Source organism: Pseudofrankia inefficax (assembly GCF_000166135.1).
GTDB classification, from domain to species: Bacteria; Actinomycetota; Actinomycetes; order Frankiales; family Frankiaceae; genus Pseudofrankia; species Pseudofrankia inefficax.
The window spans coordinates 7,213,901-7,231,722 of the sequence record NC_014666.1; the positions used below are offsets into that span (position 1 = coordinate 7,213,901).

At 71.4% G+C, this 17,822-nt stretch carries 18 protein-coding genes; 10 read left to right on the forward strand and 8 right to left on the reverse strand.

Annotated elements, in window-relative coordinates; translation table 11 throughout:
* Position 1 precedes the first annotated feature (1 nt).
* Genes FRAEUI1C_RS29115 through FRAEUI1C_RS29125 form a run of 3 tightly spaced genes read left to right on the forward strand, consistent with a single transcriptional unit; the run spans position 2 to position 3,803 of the window.
* Positions 2 to 2,257 (forward strand): ABC transporter permease, encoded by a 2,256-nt coding sequence (locus FRAEUI1C_RS29115; protein WP_013426964.1) that lies wholly within the window; start codon positions 2 to 4, stop codon positions 2,255 to 2,257.
* Positions 2,254 to 3,018 (forward strand): ABC transporter ATP-binding protein, encoded by a 765-nt coding sequence (locus FRAEUI1C_RS29120; RefSeq protein WP_013426965.1) that lies wholly within the window; start codon positions 2,254 to 2,256, stop codon positions 3,016 to 3,018. Before FRAEUI1C_RS29115 ends, FRAEUI1C_RS29120 begins: the two co-directional genes overlap by 4 nt.
* Entirely contained in the window at positions 3,015 to 3,803 is a 789-nt protein-coding gene (locus FRAEUI1C_RS29125; RefSeq protein ID WP_013426966.1) for an ABC transporter ATP-binding protein, read from the forward strand. The genes FRAEUI1C_RS29120 and FRAEUI1C_RS29125 overlap by 4 nt, the downstream gene beginning before the upstream one ends.
* Positions 3,804 to 3,963: 160 nt before the next feature.
* Here FRAEUI1C_RS29125 and FRAEUI1C_RS29130 read toward each other — a convergent pair whose 3' ends face one another.
* The 4 genes from FRAEUI1C_RS29130 to FRAEUI1C_RS29145 form a co-directional block, all read right to left on the reverse strand.
* Positions 3,964 to 5,325, reverse strand: a complete 1,362-nt coding sequence (locus FRAEUI1C_RS29130) for an ABC transporter substrate-binding protein (protein WP_013426967.1) — start codon at positions 5,323 to 5,325, stop codon at positions 3,964 to 3,966.
* A 194-nt stretch (positions 5,326 to 5,519) separates the two neighbouring features.
* Positions 5,520 to 6,260: a helix-turn-helix domain-containing protein gene (locus tag FRAEUI1C_RS40495; RefSeq protein ID WP_013426968.1), complete on the reverse strand. Its 741-nt coding sequence runs from the start codon at positions 6,258 to 6,260 to the stop codon at positions 5,520 to 5,522.
* 79 nt (positions 6,261 to 6,339) lie between these two features.
* On the reverse strand, positions 6,340 to 6,828 hold the full coding sequence (locus FRAEUI1C_RS36775; protein WP_013426969.1) for a hypothetical protein: 489 nt from the start codon (positions 6,826 to 6,828) through the stop codon (positions 6,340 to 6,342).
* A 232-nt stretch (positions 6,829 to 7,060) separates the two neighbouring features.
* The gene (locus tag FRAEUI1C_RS29145) at positions 7,061 to 7,804 is read right to left on the reverse strand and encodes an ABC transporter ATP-binding protein (RefSeq protein ID WP_232425166.1); all 744 of its coding nucleotides are present in this window, start codon (positions 7,802 to 7,804) and stop codon (positions 7,061 to 7,063) included.
* A 304-nt stretch (positions 7,805 to 8,108) separates the two neighbouring features.
* Here FRAEUI1C_RS29145 and FRAEUI1C_RS29150 point away from each other — a divergent pair, with 304 nt between their 5' ends.
* The gene (locus FRAEUI1C_RS29150) at positions 8,109 to 8,813 is read left to right on the forward strand and encodes a dienelactone hydrolase family protein (protein WP_013426971.1); all 705 of its coding nucleotides are present in this window, start codon (positions 8,109 to 8,111) and stop codon (positions 8,811 to 8,813) included.
* A 36-nt stretch (positions 8,814 to 8,849) separates the two neighbouring features.
* Here the strand turns inward: FRAEUI1C_RS29150 and FRAEUI1C_RS29155 are convergent, their stop codons facing one another.
* Entirely contained in the window at positions 8,850 to 9,314 is a 465-nt protein-coding gene (locus FRAEUI1C_RS29155) for a DUF2752 domain-containing protein (protein ID WP_232425167.1), read from the reverse strand.
* A 189-nt stretch (positions 9,315 to 9,503) separates the two neighbouring features.
* Here FRAEUI1C_RS29155 and speB point away from each other — a divergent pair, with 189 nt between their 5' ends.
* Complete coding sequence (gene speB / locus FRAEUI1C_RS29160) at positions 9,504 to 10,604, forward strand: agmatinase (protein ID WP_013426973.1); 1,101 nt, start codon at positions 9,504 to 9,506, stop codon at positions 10,602 to 10,604.
* A 58-nt stretch (positions 10,605 to 10,662) separates the two neighbouring features.
* Here the strand turns inward: speB and FRAEUI1C_RS29165 are convergent, their stop codons facing one another.
* Complete coding sequence (locus tag FRAEUI1C_RS29165) at positions 10,663 to 11,259, reverse strand: hypothetical protein (RefSeq protein ID WP_157735077.1); 597 nt, start codon at positions 11,257 to 11,259, stop codon at positions 10,663 to 10,665.
* Here FRAEUI1C_RS29165 and FRAEUI1C_RS29170 point away from each other — a divergent pair.
* On the forward strand, positions 11,258 to 11,461 hold the full coding sequence (locus FRAEUI1C_RS29170; RefSeq protein ID WP_041259716.1) for a hypothetical protein: 204 nt from the start codon (positions 11,258 to 11,260) through the stop codon (positions 11,459 to 11,461). The two genes, FRAEUI1C_RS29165 and FRAEUI1C_RS29170, sit on opposite strands and share 2 nt — an antisense overlap.
* A gap of 358 nt (positions 11,462 to 11,819) precedes the next feature.
* On the opposite strand, the gene FRAEUI1C_RS29175 is transcribed toward FRAEUI1C_RS29170, so the two are convergent.
* Positions 11,820 to 12,665, reverse strand: a complete 846-nt coding sequence (locus FRAEUI1C_RS29175) for a TrmH family RNA methyltransferase (RefSeq protein WP_013426975.1) — start codon at positions 12,663 to 12,665, stop codon at positions 11,820 to 11,822.
* A gap of 35 nt (positions 12,666 to 12,700) precedes the next feature.
* Between FRAEUI1C_RS29175 and FRAEUI1C_RS29180 the strand changes: the two genes are divergently transcribed.
* Both FRAEUI1C_RS29180 and add read left to right on the forward strand, forming a co-directional pair.
* Positions 12,701 to 14,137, forward strand: a complete 1,437-nt coding sequence (locus FRAEUI1C_RS29180; RefSeq protein ID WP_013426976.1) for an 8-oxoguanine deaminase — start codon at positions 12,701 to 12,703, stop codon at positions 14,135 to 14,137.
* Between the two features lie 76 nt (positions 14,138 to 14,213).
* Positions 14,214 to 15,284: an adenosine deaminase gene (gene add, locus FRAEUI1C_RS29185; protein ID WP_013426977.1), complete on the forward strand. Its 1,071-nt coding sequence runs from the start codon at positions 14,214 to 14,216 to the stop codon at positions 15,282 to 15,284.
* 1 nt (position 15,285) lies between these two features.
* Here the strand turns inward: add and FRAEUI1C_RS29190 are convergent, their stop codons facing one another.
* Entirely contained in the window at positions 15,286 to 15,609 is a 324-nt protein-coding gene (locus tag FRAEUI1C_RS29190) for a hypothetical protein (protein WP_013426978.1), read from the reverse strand.
* 352 nt (positions 15,610 to 15,961) lie between these two features.
* On the opposite strand from FRAEUI1C_RS29190, the gene FRAEUI1C_RS29195 reads away from it, so the two are divergent.
* Both FRAEUI1C_RS29195 and FRAEUI1C_RS36780 read left to right on the forward strand, forming a co-directional pair.
* Positions 15,962 to 17,056 carry a helix-turn-helix domain-containing protein gene (locus FRAEUI1C_RS29195; protein ID WP_232425168.1) on the forward strand — a complete coding sequence of 365 codons (1,095 nt, stop codon included), beginning with the start codon at positions 15,962 to 15,964 and terminating at the stop codon, positions 17,054 to 17,056.
* A gap of 170 nt (positions 17,057 to 17,226) precedes the next feature.
* A complete protein-coding gene (locus FRAEUI1C_RS36780) occupies positions 17,227 to 17,751 on the forward strand; it encodes a GNAT family N-acetyltransferase (RefSeq protein ID WP_157735079.1) in 525 nt (174 codons plus the stop codon).
* Positions 17,752 to 17,822 lie beyond the last annotated feature (71 nt).

A 17,822-nucleotide genomic window follows, 5' to 3' on the forward strand; every position in this document is an offset into this window, starting at 1 on the left:
GGTGGCCAGCATCGACCTTGCGATCGCCGGCCTCGCCATCGGAGCGATCGCGGCGCTCTCCGGCATCGGCCTGCTGGTCACCTACCGCACCAACGGCGTCCTGAACCTCGCGCAGGGCGGTATCGCGACCCTCATCGCCTATGTCTACCGCGAGATGGCGGTCGTCTGGGGCCTGCCGGTCTGGCTGTCGGCGGTGCTCGCGCTCGCCGTGCTGTCGCCAGGCATCGGAGTACTGCTCGAACGGCTCGTCTTCCGGCCGCTGGCCCGTCGGCGCGCCTCGGCGGCCGAGTCGCTGGTGGCCAGCCTCGGCGTCATGGTGCTCACGCTCGGCATGTGTGCCGGGATCTGGGGACTGGGTGCGCAGACCGACACCCCGGCGGTCTTCCCGAACAAGTCGGTGGGCATCGGCGGGCACCATGTCGGCGTCGACACGATCAGCACGCTGATCGTGATCCTGGTCGCGTGTGTCTCGCTCGGCCTGCTGCAGAGCCGCACCAAGTTCGGCCGCCAGATGCGCGCCGTCGTGGACGACCGCCAGCTGGCCGAGCTCTCGTCGGTTCCGGCCGACCGGGTCGCCGCCGCCGGCTGGGCGTTCGGCACGACGCTGGCCGGCTTCACCGGCATCCTGCTCGCCCCTCGGGTCTCGCTGTCGCCCTACTCGCTCTCGCTGGTGGTGCTCGAGACCTTCGCCGTCGTCGTCGCCGCCCGGCTGGTCAGCCTGCCGGCGGCGGTGTTCGCGGGTCTCGCGATCGGCATCCTGCAGAGCGAGCTGACCCAGTTCACCGTGAACGGCAGCCTGGCCGACATCTACCGGACGCTCGGGTCGAACCTGTTCGTGGTCGTCCTGCTGGTGCTGCTGCTCGCCATTCCGAACCTGCGCGAACTTGGTGACGCCGGTTCCGCCGGCAGCTTCTCCAGCCGCGGCGGCCAGGAGGACACCGGCACGGTCGCGGAGCGCAGCAAGGACCTGGTCTGGCGCGTCGCCGGCTTCGTCATGCTGCTGGCGCCGATGCTGTTCGCGCCGTCGGACCTGCGGCACGCGTTCATGGTCCCGGCGCTGGCGCTCATCTTCCTGTCGATCGTCATCGTCACCGGGTACAGCGGTCAGGTCTCGCTCGGCGTCGCCGGCTACGCGGGCCTGGGGGCGCTCTTCTCGCTGAAGCTCGCGTCCGGCGGGATGGTCGGCATTCCGCACCTACCGGGGCTGCTCGCGATCCTGGTCGGCGCCATCCTGGTGGCCCCCATCGGGCTGGTCACCGGCTACCCGGCCATCCGGCGTCGCGGGCTCACCCTCGCGCTCGTCACGTTCGCCGTCGGCGCCGTGGTCAGCCGGTTCGTCTTCGAACAGCCGTCGCTGGCCGGCAACCTGACCGTGAACCCGCTGTACATCGGCGGTTGGGAGCTCGGGGACAAGTCCTTCTACGTCATCGAGCTGCTCGGGCTGGGCCTGGGCATGCTGGCCGTGCGCAACCTGCACCGCGGCCGGCTCGGGCGCGCCCTGCTCGCGGTCCGGGACAACACCGGTGGTGCCGCGGCGGTCGGCGTCGACGTCCGCAACCTGAAGCTGCTGGCCTTCACCATGTCCTCGGTGGTCGCGGGCCTGGGCGGCGCGCTGCTCGCGTACAGCGCGTCCTCGTTCTCGTCGGACACCTTCCAGCCGATCCAGAGCCTGCTGTGGTTCACGGCCGTGGTCGTGTTCGGCGCGGACAGCGCGGTCGGCGCGATCGTCGGCGCGGCCTTCATCGTCGCGATCGACGTGATGGCGCCGTCCGGCTCCTCGACGCTGGCCGTCGGCATCCTGGCGCTGGCGCTCGGCTGGCTGCCGGGTGGGCTCGCCTCCGCGGTGCGCGGGGTGATCCGGTACGTCGCTGAGCAGCTCGCCGACCAGTTCGTCGCGCCGGCCTCACCCATCCGGGGAATCTCGGCGCTGGCGCCCGCGGCTCTGCCTGCGGGCCCTGGAGCCGTCGCCCCGTCGAGCGTGGGAACGAAGCCCGCTGTCGCGTCGGCGCGGGCGTCCGGCTCGACGGCCGGTGTCGCCGCCGCCGACCGGGTCGCGGCCGACCGCGGTCTCGCGCTCACTCCGTTCGGCCGCACGCTGCTCGGCCTGGTCGGCGGGGGCGGAACCGCTCGCCCCACGCCGGCTCCCGCCCGCGCGAACGGGGCCGGCCCCGGCGCCGCCGGTGACATCGACCGGCACGCGACGGTCGGCGCTGGCGACTTCGGCTCGCGCAACCACGTCGAAGGGGGCCACCGGTGAGCCGCGCCGAACTGCGGGCGATCGGTCTGGTCCGCCGCTACGGCGGGCTCACCGCCGTCGACCACGTGGACATGTCCGCGCCGCCCGGGATGATCACCGGGTTGATCGGGCCGAACGGTGCCGGCAAGTCGACGCTGTTCAGCCTGCTCACCGGCGTCGAGCAGCCCGACGAGGGCCGCGTCATGCTCGGCGACCGGGACATCACGAAGCTGCGGCCGGACAAGCGCTCCCGGCTGGGGCTGGTGCAGACCTTCCAGGTGCCGTCGCTGTTCACCAGCATGACCGTGCGGGAGAACCTGCTCGTCGGCGTGGAGAACAGGCGGCGGGACTACGCCGGTGGCCTGTTCGGCCTCGGCATCCGGCGCAACCCCAAGTACGAGCAGGTCGTCGACGACATGCTCGCCTCGCTCGGCCTGACCGACCTCGGCCCCGCCGTCGCCGGTTCGCTGTCGACCGGGGCGCTGCGGCTGGCCGAGTGCGCCCGGGCGCTGTGCACCCACCCGGACGTGCTGCTGCTCGACGAGCCGGCGAGCGGTCTCGACGGCGCGGAGACCGACCGGTTCTCCCAGCTGCTGCGCCGGATCGCGGACGCCGGCGTGGCGATCGTCCTGGTCGACCACGACGTCGATCTGGTGTTCACCGTGTGCGACCAGGTCTACGCGATGGTGGGTGGCAAGGTGGTCGCGCAGGGCGACCCGGCGACGGTCCGCTCCAACGCGACCGTCCAGTCCGTGTACCTCGCGCAGGGAGCGATGACATGAGTACTCCTCCCCCGCGGGCGCCGCTGGACAACGCCGACGCGATCGCGGCCGGCAGCTCGGCCGCCGCGCTGGCGGCCGCCGTCGGCGGCCGGGTGCCGCACGCGCCGGCGCCCGGCGGCATCGAGCTGCGGCTGACCGGCGCGCGGGCCGGCTACGGCGCCGTCGAGGTGCTGCACGGCCTCGACCTCGTCGTCCCGGCCGGCAAGGTGACCGCCCTGCTGGGCGTGAACGGAGCCGGCAAGAGCACCACGCTGCGGGTGCTGGCCGGGCTGGTGCCGCTGCGCAGCGGCACGCTGGCCTGGCGCGGGGATGTCATCACCAAGCTGTCCGCGCTCGACCGGGCCCGCCGTGGGCTGCTGCTGGTGCCGGACGAGCGGGCCGTGTTCGCGAGCCTGTCGGTGCGCGACAACCTGCTGGTCGTCGCCGAGGCGACCGGGAACCCGAACGGCATCACCCCCGCGCTGGACGCGTTCCCGAAGCTGCGCGACCGGCTGCCACAGCGGGCCGGCTCGATGTCCGGCGGTGAGCGCCGGATGCTCGCCCTCGCGCGGGCGCTGCTGGCCCGGCCTACCGTCCTGATGGTCGACGAGCTGTCCCTGGGCCTGTCGCCCAAGGTGGCCGCCGAGCTGTTCGAGTGGCTCGCCACGATCGCCGCGGCGGGCACGACGGTGATCCTGGCCGACCAGTACACGGACGCGGCGCTCGCGATGGCCGACATCGCCTACGTCCTGCACCGCGGCGAACGCTCCTTCGTCGGCGACCCCGCCGAGCTCGCGAACGCCTAGGACAGCCCAGCTCGTCACGAAAGCCGGACCACCCGCGGGGGTGGCCCGGCTTTCGTGTTTCTGCCTGGAGCCGGGCTGCCCAGTGCCCGTACACGACTGAGGGGCGGTCTTCCGGGAGGGTTTTCCCGGAAGACCGCCCCTCAGGGCTGGCTGGCCGCGGCTAGGTGGCCGGGATGCTGTAGGTCGGGACGTTGAAGCAGTTCTTCTGCATGTCGTTCGTCTGCGAGGTCCAGCCGGCCACGCCGGTCGGGGCCTTCTGCGTCCAGCGCACGACGTTCAGGCAGCCGGTCTCGGACTTCGGCGCCGGGACGACCGGCTTGAAGTCCCGCGGGATCATCAGGCCGTTCGCGTCGTACGAGGTGGTGTCCATGTAGTTCGTGACGCACTTGCGGGTCAGGTCGGACCCGCAGGACTTCATCGCGTCACTCAGCCACATGGCCGAGAGGTAACCCTCGAACATCCACATGTTCATCTTCTTGACCCGGTCCGGGAAGTACTTCGCGATCGCGTCGCGGTACGCCTTGACCCCTGGGTCGTTCACGTTGTTGTAGTTCTGGTCCTGGCTTACCGCGTAAAGGTTGTTCAGGCAGGTCGGCGTCGAGGCGTACTGCGCGCCGGCGTCGTCCGTCCAGCTCTGCGTCGTGGTGATCTTCGCCTTCAGCGGCATGCCCTGCGACTGGATCGACTGGCAGATCTTCACGTTCGCGTCCGCCGTCAGCGCGTCGTAGACCAGGTCGACGCCGTTCTTCTTCATGTCGAGCACAGCGGCGTCATAGTTCGGCAGCGAGAGGTTGATCTGCTCGGGGATGACCTTGAATCCCTCGGTCTCCAGCCCCTTGCTGATCTGCTGGGCGTACTGCTGCGACTGCCCGATGTTGAAGAACACGATGGCGGCGGTCTTCGCGCCGAGCTTCTCCTTGAACCAGCGGTAGTCCTGGGTGTCGGCCACGAGCTGGCCGTTGTAGCCCGGGGACTTGCCGTCACGCGGGTAGCCGAACCCACCGTAGATCGAGTACAGGTTCGGGTACTGGTTGTACGCGTTGCCGGAGACCGGCTGACCGCCGACGTCCGGGACGCCCTTGGAGTTCACGTACTGGGCACCGGAGTACTGGAACGACGTGGTGCCAGCCATCGCGAAGATCTTGTCGTCGTCGATCATCTTGTGCACGCAGGTGACGTTGCCGTCAGGGCTGCTCTTGTCGTTGCACGGGTCGACGGTGACCTTGCGGCCGTTGATCCCGCCAGCGTCGTTCAGGCTGTCGAAGTACGCCTGGGCGCCGTAGAGCGAGGACGAGAACACGTCCCCACCGAGGAAGCCGTCCTGGCCGGTCATCACACCGACCTTGATCGAGGTCGGGGTGACGCCCGTGTCGGAGGCCGTGTTCGTGGCGTTGGTCGGCGCCGCGCCGGTCGCGCCTCCGCCAGACGTACTCCCGGCATCATGAACGCGACTGCCGCAGGCGCTGAGCGCCAGCGTCGACAGCGCCACAGCGGCGACGAGCGCTCGGGCTCGGATAGACATGCTCTCCCCTGACTAGTTCCGTGACGCTGCCACGCTACGTCCGGTCGACGCCGCCCCGGCACCCACTGGCCGGGACGCGGCTCACACCCTGCGCGACTGGCGGGCCAGCGAGACCAGCCGCGACAACTCTCCGCGAGATCACAACCGCGGCGCGCGACGACCCTCCGGGGGTCGAATGCGCGCCGCAGCGGCTCTTAACGCAACGGCAGCAGGCGCCGCCACCAGGACCGGCGCACGCCGCTCGCCGACCTCGTCGGGGCCGGCGCGGGCGCGCTGCTCGGCGCCACGTTCTCGACGTCGGCGTCCTCGATCTCGGCGTCCTCGATCTCGGCCTCGTCCGCCTGCGCGACGGGCTCCATCGGCTCCGCGATGATCTCGACCTCGGCGACCTCGGCGACCTCGGCGGGCGGCTCGACCGCGACCGGCTCGACCGTCGCGACCGGCTCCGGCGTGACGGCCGGCTCCGGGACGGCCGGCTCCTCGACGGGCGCCGGCTCCGCGACAGCGGCCGGCTCCTCGGCCACCGGCTCCTCGGCCACCGGCTCCTGCGCCACCGGCTCGGCGACGGCCGGCTCGGCCGCTACCGGCTCGGCGGCCTCGGTCACCGGCTCGGGCGGAATCCCGTCGTCGCCCGGTAGCCGGGCCGCCGGAATGCCGGGCACGTCGTCAGGGCCCTGGCGCGCCTCGGGGATGCCCGGGACGGCCGCCAGGCCCTCGCCAGCAGCCCCGTCGGCCGTGGAGCCACTTGGGATGAGGTTTACGATCTTGCCGTCGGTCCCGACGGCACGCACAAGTCGCCCCTGCTCGGCGAGCTTGCGACACACATTGTTGACAGAGCTGCGGCTGGCGCCGATCGCCTCCGCGAGCCTGCCGTCGTCCAAACCACCCGGTGCCTCGGCCAGATGACCAAGGATCCGGTCCGCAACAGTAGCCACGAAGCTGGACGCTATACGTTATCCGCACCTCACGGACCAGCGGGGTCTTTCTTCGCGCCTCGCGCGACCGGCCTGGGTCTCAGTCGAGGTGCAGGGCGTCGTCTTCGGCGGCGAGCGGCCATCCGAGATCGCCGGTCGCGTCGAGGGGCCGGGCGACGGACCTGCCGGTCAGCTGCTCGCCGAGCAGTCCGCCGTCGGCGACCAGACCGGCTGGGCGCGGGTCCGGGTCGCCGTCCGTGAACGGCGTGCCGATCCCCGCGACGTCATCGTCCAGTACGAGTCCCGATTCGGTGCGCTCCGCGTCCACATAGGGGTCCACGTCCGGGATCTCCTGGGCGAGCTGGTCGTCAAGCGACGTGCCGGCGAGCAGCTCGGTCGCGGTCGGCCGCGTCCGAACCTCCTCGCTCGGCCGGTCCGGGGCGTCCCAGCTGTCGTCGAGAGGGTCCAGGCCCGCGTCGGTGTCACCGAGATCGTCACTGTCCAGGCTTTCCTCGACGGTCAGCGGCACATCGTCGAGAACCCCAGACAGGTCACTGCCGTTCTGCGGGTACTCCGCGGGCTCGGTCATCACTGCCTCCCGGTGGGTCTGGGTCGAGGCCCCGGTATCCCGGTGCGCCGGCGCGGGCTGCCCGTCTGCCGGTACTCGGGTCGCTTGCCCGAGCGATTCCCAGCAGGAACGGCGGTAATCAGCGCCCGGCACGCCGCGCCTGTTCCGGGCCGGCCCGAGGACCGCGAGTTCGGTATCCGGCGGCGGAAACTGGTTCGCGGTCGCCTCGTCCGGGAAAACCGTATGTCGGAGGTCAGGCCGCCGGGGCGCCCGCGTCGGTTCCGTCATCCTCGGTAAGCAGCGCGTCGCCCGTCGAAACCGCGTCTGTATGGTCCTCGGCGCCATCCGACCGCGCCACCGCGTCGTCGGCCGGCCGTGCCTCCAGCACGAGGCGGCCTTCGGCCAGCACGGCCACCCGGTCCGCGACCGCCGACGCCTCGCCGGCCGACCGCGTCGCGTACAACAACGTGACCCCGACCTGGCGGTGCAGCACGCGCAGGTCCTCTGCCAGCCGGACGCGCAGGCCCTCGTCGTCCAGCGTCCCGAGCGGCTCGTCGAGCACCAGCACCTTCGGGCGCCGTACCAGCGCCCGCGCGATCGCCACCCGCTGCTGGTGGGCCGCGGACAGCTGCGGCGGGCGGCGGCGGGCGTAGTCGCCCATCCGGACCAGCTCCAGCGCCTCGCGGACCCGCCGGGAGGTGCCCGCCTGGCCTGCCGGCGTCGCCGGCGCCCGGCCACGCAGCTCGGGTGCGCCGCCGCGCAGCCCGAAGGCGACGTTGGCCGCGACGTCGAGGAACGGGAAGAGGCCGTAGCGGCCGAACACCGCGGCGACCGGCCGGCGGGCCACCGACAGCCCGGCGACGTCGACGCCATCCACCAGCGCGTGCCCGTCGGTCGGCGTCTCCAGACCCGCGACCAGCCGCAGCACGGTGGTCTTGCCCGCGCCCACCGGGCCGACCAGCGCGAGCGACTGACCAGCGGCGACGGAAAGGTCCACGCCGACCAGCGCGGCGCCTGGCGCCCCTGGGAGATGATGTGTCAGGCCAACGAGCCTGACCTCGCCCGCACGCGGGTTCGCGCCATGCGTCATCCTCACCCCCACAGGTGCCGCCGCTGCCTGGCCGGACCCCCGAACTGTAGCGAAGCCGACCAAGTCACCGAATCCCTGCTTCCTCCAGCAAGCGGGCCGGGCGATCGGCCGGACACCTTTTCAGGTCACCGCCCCATGCCCGGTCCGGCGGCCCCGAAGCCGGGCTCTGTAGCCCGGGGGCACCAGACGTGAACGTGATCAGGAGGCACCGATGCCGGCCGTCACCATTCCCGGTGGGACCACCACGCCAGAACTGGGCGGATATCTCGCCACGCCACCTGCCGGCTCCGGCCCCTGGCCGGGAATCGTCATCGTGCACGACGCTTTCGGGCTGACGGACAACGCCCGCAAGCATGCCGACCGGCTGGCCGCGGCCGGCTACGTCACGGTCGTACCGAACCTTTACTCGGCGGGTGGGCTGCGCTGCGTACGGGCGACGATCCGGGCCGCGGTCGCCGGGACGGGAGCGGCGCACGCCGACCTCGAGGCCGTCCGCGCCTACCTGGCCGCCCGCGACGACTGCACCAGAAGAATCGGCGTCGTCGGGTTCTGCATGGGCGGCGGGTTCGCGTTGATGGCGGCGACCCGTGGCTTCGACGCGTCGGCGCCCAACTACGGCATGCTGCCGAAGGGCGATCTCGAGGAGCTTCTCGCGGGCGCCTGCCCGGTCGTCGCCAGCTACGGCGCCCGCGATCTTGGGCTGCGCGGCGCCGCCGCCAAGATCGAGACCGCGCTGACCGCCGTCGGCGCGCCGCACGACGTCAAGGAGTACCCGAAGGCCGGGCATTCCTTCATGGACCGCTACCCGGTCCTCTCGGGCGCGGTCGGGAAGGTCATCGGCATGCACCACGACGGGCCGGCGGCCGAGGACGCCTGGCGACGCATCCTGGCCTTCTTCGGCGAGCACCTGCGCTGACGGGGCCCGGGCCGCTGGGAGGGGCCGCCGGGAGGCCTATGAGTGCAGCCAGTGGCCGACGGGGCCCGGCGTGTTGCGAATGATCCAGAAAGCGATCACGGCGATCGGGATCGCCCGGTTCAGCAGGCTCGGCATCCTCGGCGTCCGGACGCCGACGCCGAGCAGGCGCAGGACCGCGACGAACCACCCGACCACCAGGCAGGGCGCAGCGACGACCAGCAGAATGTTGTAGTTCGCCGCCGCGCCGAGATGGCCGTGCAGCAGCTGGTGCAGGCCCCGCATCGATCCGCAGCCCGGGCAGTCCAGCCCGCGGGTCGCCCACTTGAAGGGGCAGGGCGGGTAGTGCCCCGGCTGGGCCGGGTCGACCAGGTAGATCATCGTCGAACCGGCCACCGCGACGGCGGCGACGCCCAGGTACCCGGCGAGCCGGGCCCGGCGCGACCAGCTGCGGATCGGCCACGACGGCAGCTCGGGCCCGACAGACGCTGCACTGGTCGGCACGGCACCCGTCGGCCCCGCGCTCGCCGGCACGGCGCTCGGGTGATCGGCGGGGCGGCCCGGTCCGGGCGGCTCAGCGGGAACGGACACCACGGACGATCCCAGGTGCGCGGGTCCGCGTGACGCGGCCGTGGGCGGACATACTCGGCAGCGTAACCGTCGCCCCAGGATCCGGGCGAGAGCGGAGGTCCGATGACGGGATCGCACGACGGGCCGGGCGCGGGCGCAGACCCGGTGCCGCAGACAGGTGCGCCGACCGGCGCGCCGGTGCCGCCGTATGCCGCGCGGGAGGCCGCGGCCGAGCTGCCGGACGGCCCCGGCTACGCGGGCCTCGCGACGTTCTGCGGCCGGCCGTGGCTGGAGACCGAGGCCGAGCTGCTGGCCCGGCGCCCGGACGTGGCCGTCGTCGGCGCCCCGTTCGACATCGCCACCACGCACCGGCCCGGCGCCCGGTTCGGCCCGCGGGCGCTGCGTGCCCTGGCCTACGACCCGGGTACCTACCACCTCGACCTCGGCATCGAGATCTTCGAGTGGCTGGACGTCGTCGACGCCGGCGACGCGCACTGCCCACACGGGCTGACCGAGGCGTCTCACGCCAACATCCGTGCCAAGGTCAACCAGGTGGCGAGAAACGGGATCTTCCCGCTCATCGTCGGCGGCGACCACTCGATCACCTGGCCGGCGGCGACGGCCGTGGCCGAGGCGGTCGGCTGGGGCGAGCTCGGCCTGCTGCACTTCGACGCCCACGCCGACACCGCCGACATCATCGACGGCAACCTGGCCTCGCACGGCACCCCGATGCGCCGGCTGATCGAGTCCGGCGCGGTCCGGGGACGCAACTTCGTCCAGGTGGGCCTGCGCGGCTACTGGCCGCCGCCGGACGTCTTCGCCTGGATGCGCGAGAACGGGCTGCGTTGGCACCTGATGCACGAGGTCTGGGAACGGGGCTCGCGCGCCGTCATCGCCGACGCCATCGCCGAGGCGGTCGACGGCTGCAAGGCGCTGTACCTCTCCGTCGACATCGACGTGCTGGACCCCGGGTTCGCGCCCGGCACCGGCACGCCCGAACCGGGCGGGATGAACCCGGCCGACCTGCTGCGCGCCGTCCGCCAGATCGCGCTGGACACCCCGCTGGTCGCCGCCGACATCGTCGAGGTCTCGCCGCCCTTCGACCACGCCGACACGACGGTCAACAGCGCCCACCGGGTGGCGATGGAGGTTTTCGCCGCGCTGGCCCACCGCCGCCGCACCGCCGCCGGCGGCGTCCCCGACCTCCCGGGCACAGCGCCTTAGTCCCGGGCCGGCGGGCCGGGGCTCACCGCCGGGTCCGAGGGAACGGGGTCCGGCTCGATCAGGGATTGGTGCCCGGTGCGGGCGCGGCGGTGGGAAGGTCGGCCGCGGACGCCTGCTCGTAGATAAAGATCGCGTCCGTGGTCGCCAACGGCCCCCTGTAGAGGTCGTCGTCTCCGTAAGTGACCGTAGCCGAGGACCAGCCGAGACTGGTCGGCGTCAGCGACCCACTGGCCGAGCCGTCGCGGACGGGGACCTTGACGTCCTTACCGTCGTACTGGAACCGCACGCTGCCGATCAGCGGTGGTCCGCCCGGCTGGGTCGGGCGGACGCTGGCCGTCACGGTGAACGCGACCCCCAGTCGCTGCCTCGCGGGAACCGGCCCGACTGTGATCGTCACCGAGTAGATCGGCTGGAAGAGGGTGGCGGATTGGGCGGGCGCGTACTGGGCGTCACCCGCGTAGTCGGCCCAGATCTCGTGGTCCCGTTGCGTAACCCGGGTTCGGGCCGTCGACCCGTTCTGCCCAGGCTGCAACGTCAGCGCGTACACGTCCGAGAGCGCCCGGCCGTCGGTGACCGTGACCCTGCCGGTGGGTGCCGGGCGACCGGTCTCGCCGACGACCAGAACGTCGACGAAACCGCCGCGCACATAGGTCATGGTCACTGTCGCCCGGCCTGACGCCGCCGCCGGCCGGGCCGGCTGGGCCGGCGCCACGACCGCGGAGGCGGCGGTCGGACCTCGACGCGACGGCGCCGGCGTCGCGGCCCCGGACGGATTGCCTGGCGGCGTTGGTGTCACTCCGGTCGAGCCAGGGGTAGCCGGCCCGACGGCGCTCGGCGACGCCGACGCGGCGGCCTGAGTCGAGCGGGCGGCGGTAGTCGGCGTCGTGACGAAGCCCCGGCGGCTGGCGTCGCTGTTGTCGACGGAGGTGGCGGAACACCCGCCGACCGCCAGCCCGCACAGGACCGCGGCCAGCGCCACGAGTGGCCGTGTACCGCTCCAGCGCCGTTCGCGCATCGGTCCGCCCCCTTCGCCCGGATCACGCCGTCGCCCAGGCCATACACGGACAAAATCGAACAGGGGGGCGAGGCTATCGGGTCCCGTTGCCGACCCGCACGGTTTGGGCCGGCGGTGGGATTCCGTCGTCCGCCTCGGATGGATCGTCCCTGGGCCGTCGCCCGCGGCACCGACCGAGGCACGCGGCCCGCCACAGACCGTCAGCGGCGGCCGAGGGCGTAGCAGGCGATGGCGGCGGTGGCGGCGACGTTGAGGGAGTCGACGCCGGCGGCCATCGGGATCCGGACCCGGCGGGTGGCCGCCGCCTGGGCCGCCGCGGAGAGGCCCTCGCCCTCCGTGCCGAGCAGGACGGCGAGCCGTGCGTCCGCCACCGGGCGGAGGGTGGCGAGGTCGGCGGCGTCGGCGGCCGGGGTGAGCGCGAGGGTCTCGAAACCGCGGTCGGCCAGCGTGTCGAGAGCCGCGGGCCACGGGTCGAGGCGGGCGTAGGGGACGGCGAACACCTCACCCATCGAGACGCGGACCGAACGGCGGTACAGCGGGTCGGCGCAGCGCGGGCTGAGCAGGATGGCGTCCATGCCGAGGCCGGCGGCCGAGCGGAACACAGCCCCCAGGTTCGTATGGGAGACGAGATCCTCCAGCACGAGGACACGCAGCGCCCACGAGAGCAGTTCGGCCGGGTCGCGGGCGGGATGACGGGCCATGGCCGCCAACGCGCCGCGATGCACCTCGAAGCCGGTGATCTTGGCCATCAGCTCGGGACCGGCAAGGTAGACCGGAACCTCGGGGCCTAGCTCGGCAGGGACGGCGTCGAGCCGGTTCGGTGAGACCAGCACGGAACGCGCCCGGTATCCGGCCCGCAGCGCCCGCTGGATCACCCGCTCGCCTTCGGCGATGAAGAGCCCCTCGGCCGGCTCCTTGCGCCGTCGTAGCACGACATCGGTCAGGGCGACGTAGTCGGCGACCCGCGGGTCGGCCGGATCATCGACCGGGATGATCGTCAAGGCTATCGAGGCAGGCAGCGGGTCGGGCGGCATCGATGCCGTCATGCGGCCGTAATCCCAGGCCAGCAGAATCGGCGCTCATGACCGCGCAACCGGGTGCCCCCTCTCCCACCGCCGACCGGCCCGCCGACCTGCTGGTCGTCGGGGCCGAGCTGGTTGCCACCGTCGACGCGGAGCGCCGGGAGTTGCCCGGCGGCTGGGTGGCGATCACCGACGGGCTGGTGAGCGCCGTCGGTGCCGCCGGCGACCCGCCGCCGCGGGCCCAGCGCACGGTGCAGGCCGAGGGCTGTCTCGTGACCCCCGGACTGGTCAACACGCACCATCACATCTACCAGAACCTGACTCGAGCCTTTGCGCCGTCGCTGCACGGCACACTCTTTCAGTGGTTGTCCACGCTGTACCCACTGTGGTCGCGGCTGGACGAAGAAGCGGTCAACGTCTCGGCCTATGTCGGGCTTACCGAGCTGGCTCTCGGTGGCTGCACGACCTCGACCGATCACCTGTACGTCCACCCGAAGGGCGGCGGCGATCTGATCGGGGCGGAGATCGCCGCCGCGCGCGAGCTGGGCATGCGGTTCCACCCGACACGCGGGTCGATGTCACTGTCGCAGAAGGATGGTGGCCTGCCGCCCGACTCGGTGGTGCAGGACCCGGACGAGATCCTTGCCGAGTCGGCCCGGCTCGTAGCCGCGCATCACGACCCGTCTCCGGGCGCGATGGTGCGGATCGCGCTCGCGCCCTGCTCGCCGTTCTCCGTCAGCCCGGAGCTCATGAAGGCGACAGCCGAGCTGGCCGAGCAGCTGGACGTCCGGCTGCACACCCATCTGGCGGAGGATCCCGAGGAGGACGAGTACTGCCTCGCGGTCTACGGCCGGCGGCCCATCGACCACTTCGCCGAGGTTGGCTGGGGCGGGAGCCGGGCGTGGGTAGCGCACTGCGTCTGCCCGAACGAGGCGGAGGTCGCCCGGTTGGGCGCCTGGGGTACCGGAGTGGCCCACTGCCCCAGCAGCAACATGATCCTGGGCGGTGGGCTCGCGCCCATCCGGGAGTTCCGGGCCGCCGGGGTTCCGGTCGGCCTGGGCTGCGATGGGTCGTCGTCGGCCGACTCGGCCTCGCTGTGGATGGAAGCGCGCAACGCCATGTTGCTGGGCCGGCTGCGGCACGGGTCCGCGTCGATGTCGGCCCGGGACGCCTTGGAGATCGCGACACGCGGTGGCGCGGGCTGTCTGGGCCGGGTCGGCGAGATCGGGGAGCTTTCCGTCGGTTCGGTCGGCGACCTGGTCGTCTGGCCGTTGACCGGAGTGGCCTTCGCCGGTGCGCTGTCCGACCCGATCGAGGCGTGGCTGCGCTGCGGCCCGGTCGCCGCGCGGCATACGGTCGTCGCCGGGAGGCTCGTCGTCGAGAACGGGCTTCCAACGCATCCCGCGCTCGACGAGATGCTGGCCCGGCACCGCTCCATCGCTGGCGGGATCCAGGCGGCCGTCGAGGACGCCGGCCCGCTCCCGGCCCGTGCATGACCGGCCGGTTCCCGATGCGTGACTGGCCCGGTCCCGGCCCGTGCGTGACCGGCCGGGACAGGCGAGGATGACGGGCATGGGCACCAGCACGACCGAGCCGCTGACGCTGGCCACCGCACTCGACCTGTTGCCGAAGGTGGAGCTGCACTGCCACGTCGAGGGCACGATGCGGCCGGGAACGGTCCTCGAACTGGCCCGACGGCACGGGTTGACGCTGCCGACGGAGAACCTGGACGAGCTGTACTCCTACGGCTCGTTGAACGAGTTCCTGGCCATCTTCTGGCTGGTGCAGTCGACGCTGGGCGGACGTGACGACTGGGCCCGGCTCGGCTACGAAAGCGTGGTCGACGCCGCCGGGCACGGCCGGGTCTACGCGGAGATGTTCTTCACCCCGGCGCGGCACCTCGAGGCCGGTCAGCGGCTGGCCGACATCGTCGCCGGGCTCGCCGCCGGGATCGCCGCGGCTGAGGCGGAGACCGGCTCGAAGGCGATGCTCATCGCGGACATCGACCGGGCGTTCGGTCCTGGGCCGGGCCTTCAGCTGGTGACCGAGTTGGGCGAGCTACGTCGTTCGGGCGCTCCAGGCATCGAGCGCGTACTCGGCGTCGGGATGGACTCCACCGAGCTGGGCGTCGACCCGAAGTCGTTCGCCGAGGCGTATCGGACCGCCGCCGGCTTCGGCTTCCGGTTGACCGGGCATCAGGGCGAGAACTCGCCTCCGTCGGCCATCGCCGAGGTGGTCGACGTCCTCGGCGCCGAACGCATCGACCACGGTCTCTCCCTGGTCGACGACCCGGCGCTGGTCCGCAGGTTCGCCACCGAGCGGATCCCGCTCACTGTCTGTCCGAACTCCAACATTCGCATCGCCAACGCGTTCCCGACGCTGGCCGCCCATCCGTACCCGAAGATGCGCGAGGCCGGCCTGCTGGCGACGCTCAACACGGACGACCCGGCCATGACCGACCTGGACCTCGGCTACGAGTACTTCTCGGTCGCCGAGGCCTTCGGCTACCGGTTCGACGACATGGTCGGCATCGCGCTGGACGGCGTCGAGGCAACCTGGCTCGACGAGACCGGCAAGCGCGACCTGCGCGACCGCGTCGTCGCGGAGGCCTCGACCCTGTCCGCGCGCCTGGAGAAGGCCTGACCTAGATCTGTGGCGCCAGACCCGGCCGCGCTGACGTCGTGATCTGCGCCGGGGGAACCGGCGACCCCGCCGACGCATGCCTGGGAGCCCCGCCAAGCAGCACGACGATCACGATGATCGTCGTGAGAAGGGCGCAGGCAAGCGCCAGGACCGGTCGTACCAGTGGCGCGATGACCTCCCACGCCGCGCGCAGGAGACGGATCAGCACCATCGCGGCGATCAGCGCCATCACCAGCGCGAATGCCGTGGCCCCATCGCCTCCGGACCGGCCCATCGACTCGACCGGAGCGGCTGTGAAGAACGACTCTGCCAGGTTCACGTCCATGCTTTCCGTGCTCCACCCATCTTCTATGACACGCCGCCGGGCGGCCGCGTCGTCAGTGCGGTTCCATCTCGCCTCCGGCCTTGGCACCCGAGGCCCAGCTGCCCCATTCATCGGTCGCTTCCAGGAAAGTCCCCAGGCGGTTGTTCCAGACACCCGAAACGAAAGGGAAGCCGAACAGGGTGGTGCACGAAGGTCCAGGTGTTCCGTATCTGACACACGGTCGCCGGGAGTGGGGCGAACCGTTGTCCAACCCGGTTCAGCCGGTCCACGACGGGCTGTCGGCGTCAACGTCTAAGTCGGCCACCCGACTGGTGGGGCCTAATACAGGCCAAACGGTCCACGTTGGGCTACCATGGACTCCACTGGGATCGCCCGGGAGGGGGTCGGCGTGTCTCCAGCTCAAAGACGGACGCCACTCGCCCGACGTCTTCGAGAGCTGCGAACCACTCATTTGCCTCGGCAGCTGACTCAGGCGACGCTCGCCAGGCTCCTCCTCGTCGCGGAGACGACCGTGTCGAGCTACGAGACCGGGCAGGCCTCGCCCGGCGACGACAAGCTCCGCACCTATGCCAGTTTCTTCGCGACGCCCCGTTCCATCGCCAATGGCCAGGTACGCGTTCTGGCCGAGGAGGAGCTCTCCGCCGACGAGCGCCATGGGCGCGACGTGCTCCTTCTGGAGCTGAGGCGGTTACGCGACCATGGAGCGCCGGCACACGCGCGCGCCCGCCGACGGACCTGGCACTTCCCCGACGACACTCCTATACGACTGGTGTGCGGCAAGATCCCCTCGGAAGACGTCTCGCGGCTGGCCGATCCACGCCACCCCAACTTCACCCGGCTCCTGGGCTATGCCGACCTCGACCCCATGGTCGAGCTCTTCGGCCACATCCGCGCCGAGAACCCCACCACCGACGTCCGCTTCATGCAGCCTGACGACATGTCCGACGACGACTTCTCCCATCACGTGGTCGCCGTGGGCGGACTCGAGTGGAACGATATGACCGAGTCCTTTCTGAGCGAGCTCGAGGATCTACCCGTCAAGCAGATCGGGCACCGGGACTTCCCTGACGGTGAAATATTCGTCGTAAAGCCATCCGACGGCAGCGAACGCGTGGAATACACACCCCATTACCGGGCCCAGCTTAACAAGGGAGCAACGTCCCGGTATGTCGAGGACGTCGGGTATTTTGCCCGGGTGCCGAACCCGTACAACATGACCGCCACGCTCACCATCTGCAACGGAGTTCATTCGCGCGGCGTCCTGGGTGCGGTACGCATGTTCACTCACGCAGTTCTTCGCGAACGGAACGAGGAGTATCTCGCCAGCCGTTTCGGCGACGCACCGCGGTATGGCATGCTGTTCCGGGTCCCGATCAACAACGGGAAGACCGTGACTCCCGACCTCAGCAACCCAAAGATCAGACTCTTCGAGTGGCCAGAGGAATGAGCGGGGCCGGACTACTCCGCCCAGTCAGCTGACGCCCCCACGAAGCGCCGGCCACCGTGACGAGGCTTACCCAGTCGGATACACCGAGGGGTGGCGGCCCACGGCGGCCCCCGGTTCGCGCCGGTCTGTAACGGATGAACCGGACAAGCGAATCTGCCACCGTGGTAGTGGTGACCCACAGCTTCGAGATCCGCACGCTCGAACACGGGGAGTGGGCCTTGCTCCGTCAGCTCCGGCTGCGGGCACTGCGAGAGGCTCCCGAAGCCTTCGGCCCGAGCGTCAGACGCGAACGTCTACGCACCGCTTCCTATTGGCACGAACAGATGAACCTCTGCCGCTGGTTCGTCGCCGAAGCCGGCCGCGGCCAGATCGGGTTCGCCGCGGGATCGGCGCCCTTGGCCGATCACGTCGACGAACGCCACCTCCTCAGCCTCTGGGTCTCACCAGACTGGCGACGACGCGGGGTGGCCCGCCAGCTCATCGAGGCGGTCGCCAGCTGGGCCGCCGCAGACTCGGCCCGGTCGCTGTCACTCTGGGTCTTCGAGCAGAACAAGGCGGCCATCAACGTCTATGAACGACTCGGCTTCACCGGGACCGGGCACAGCAAGCCCTTCGACAGCCGCCAGGAGATGCGCATGATCATGAGCGTCCTTGGCCGGCGGCCAGAAACCGGAACCCACCCAGCCGAGTTCTGACCGCCATCGGGCGACGGCACCGCGGGCGCGGCCGGGCCGTCGCCCGAAGGCCGACCACCGACGCCGCCGAA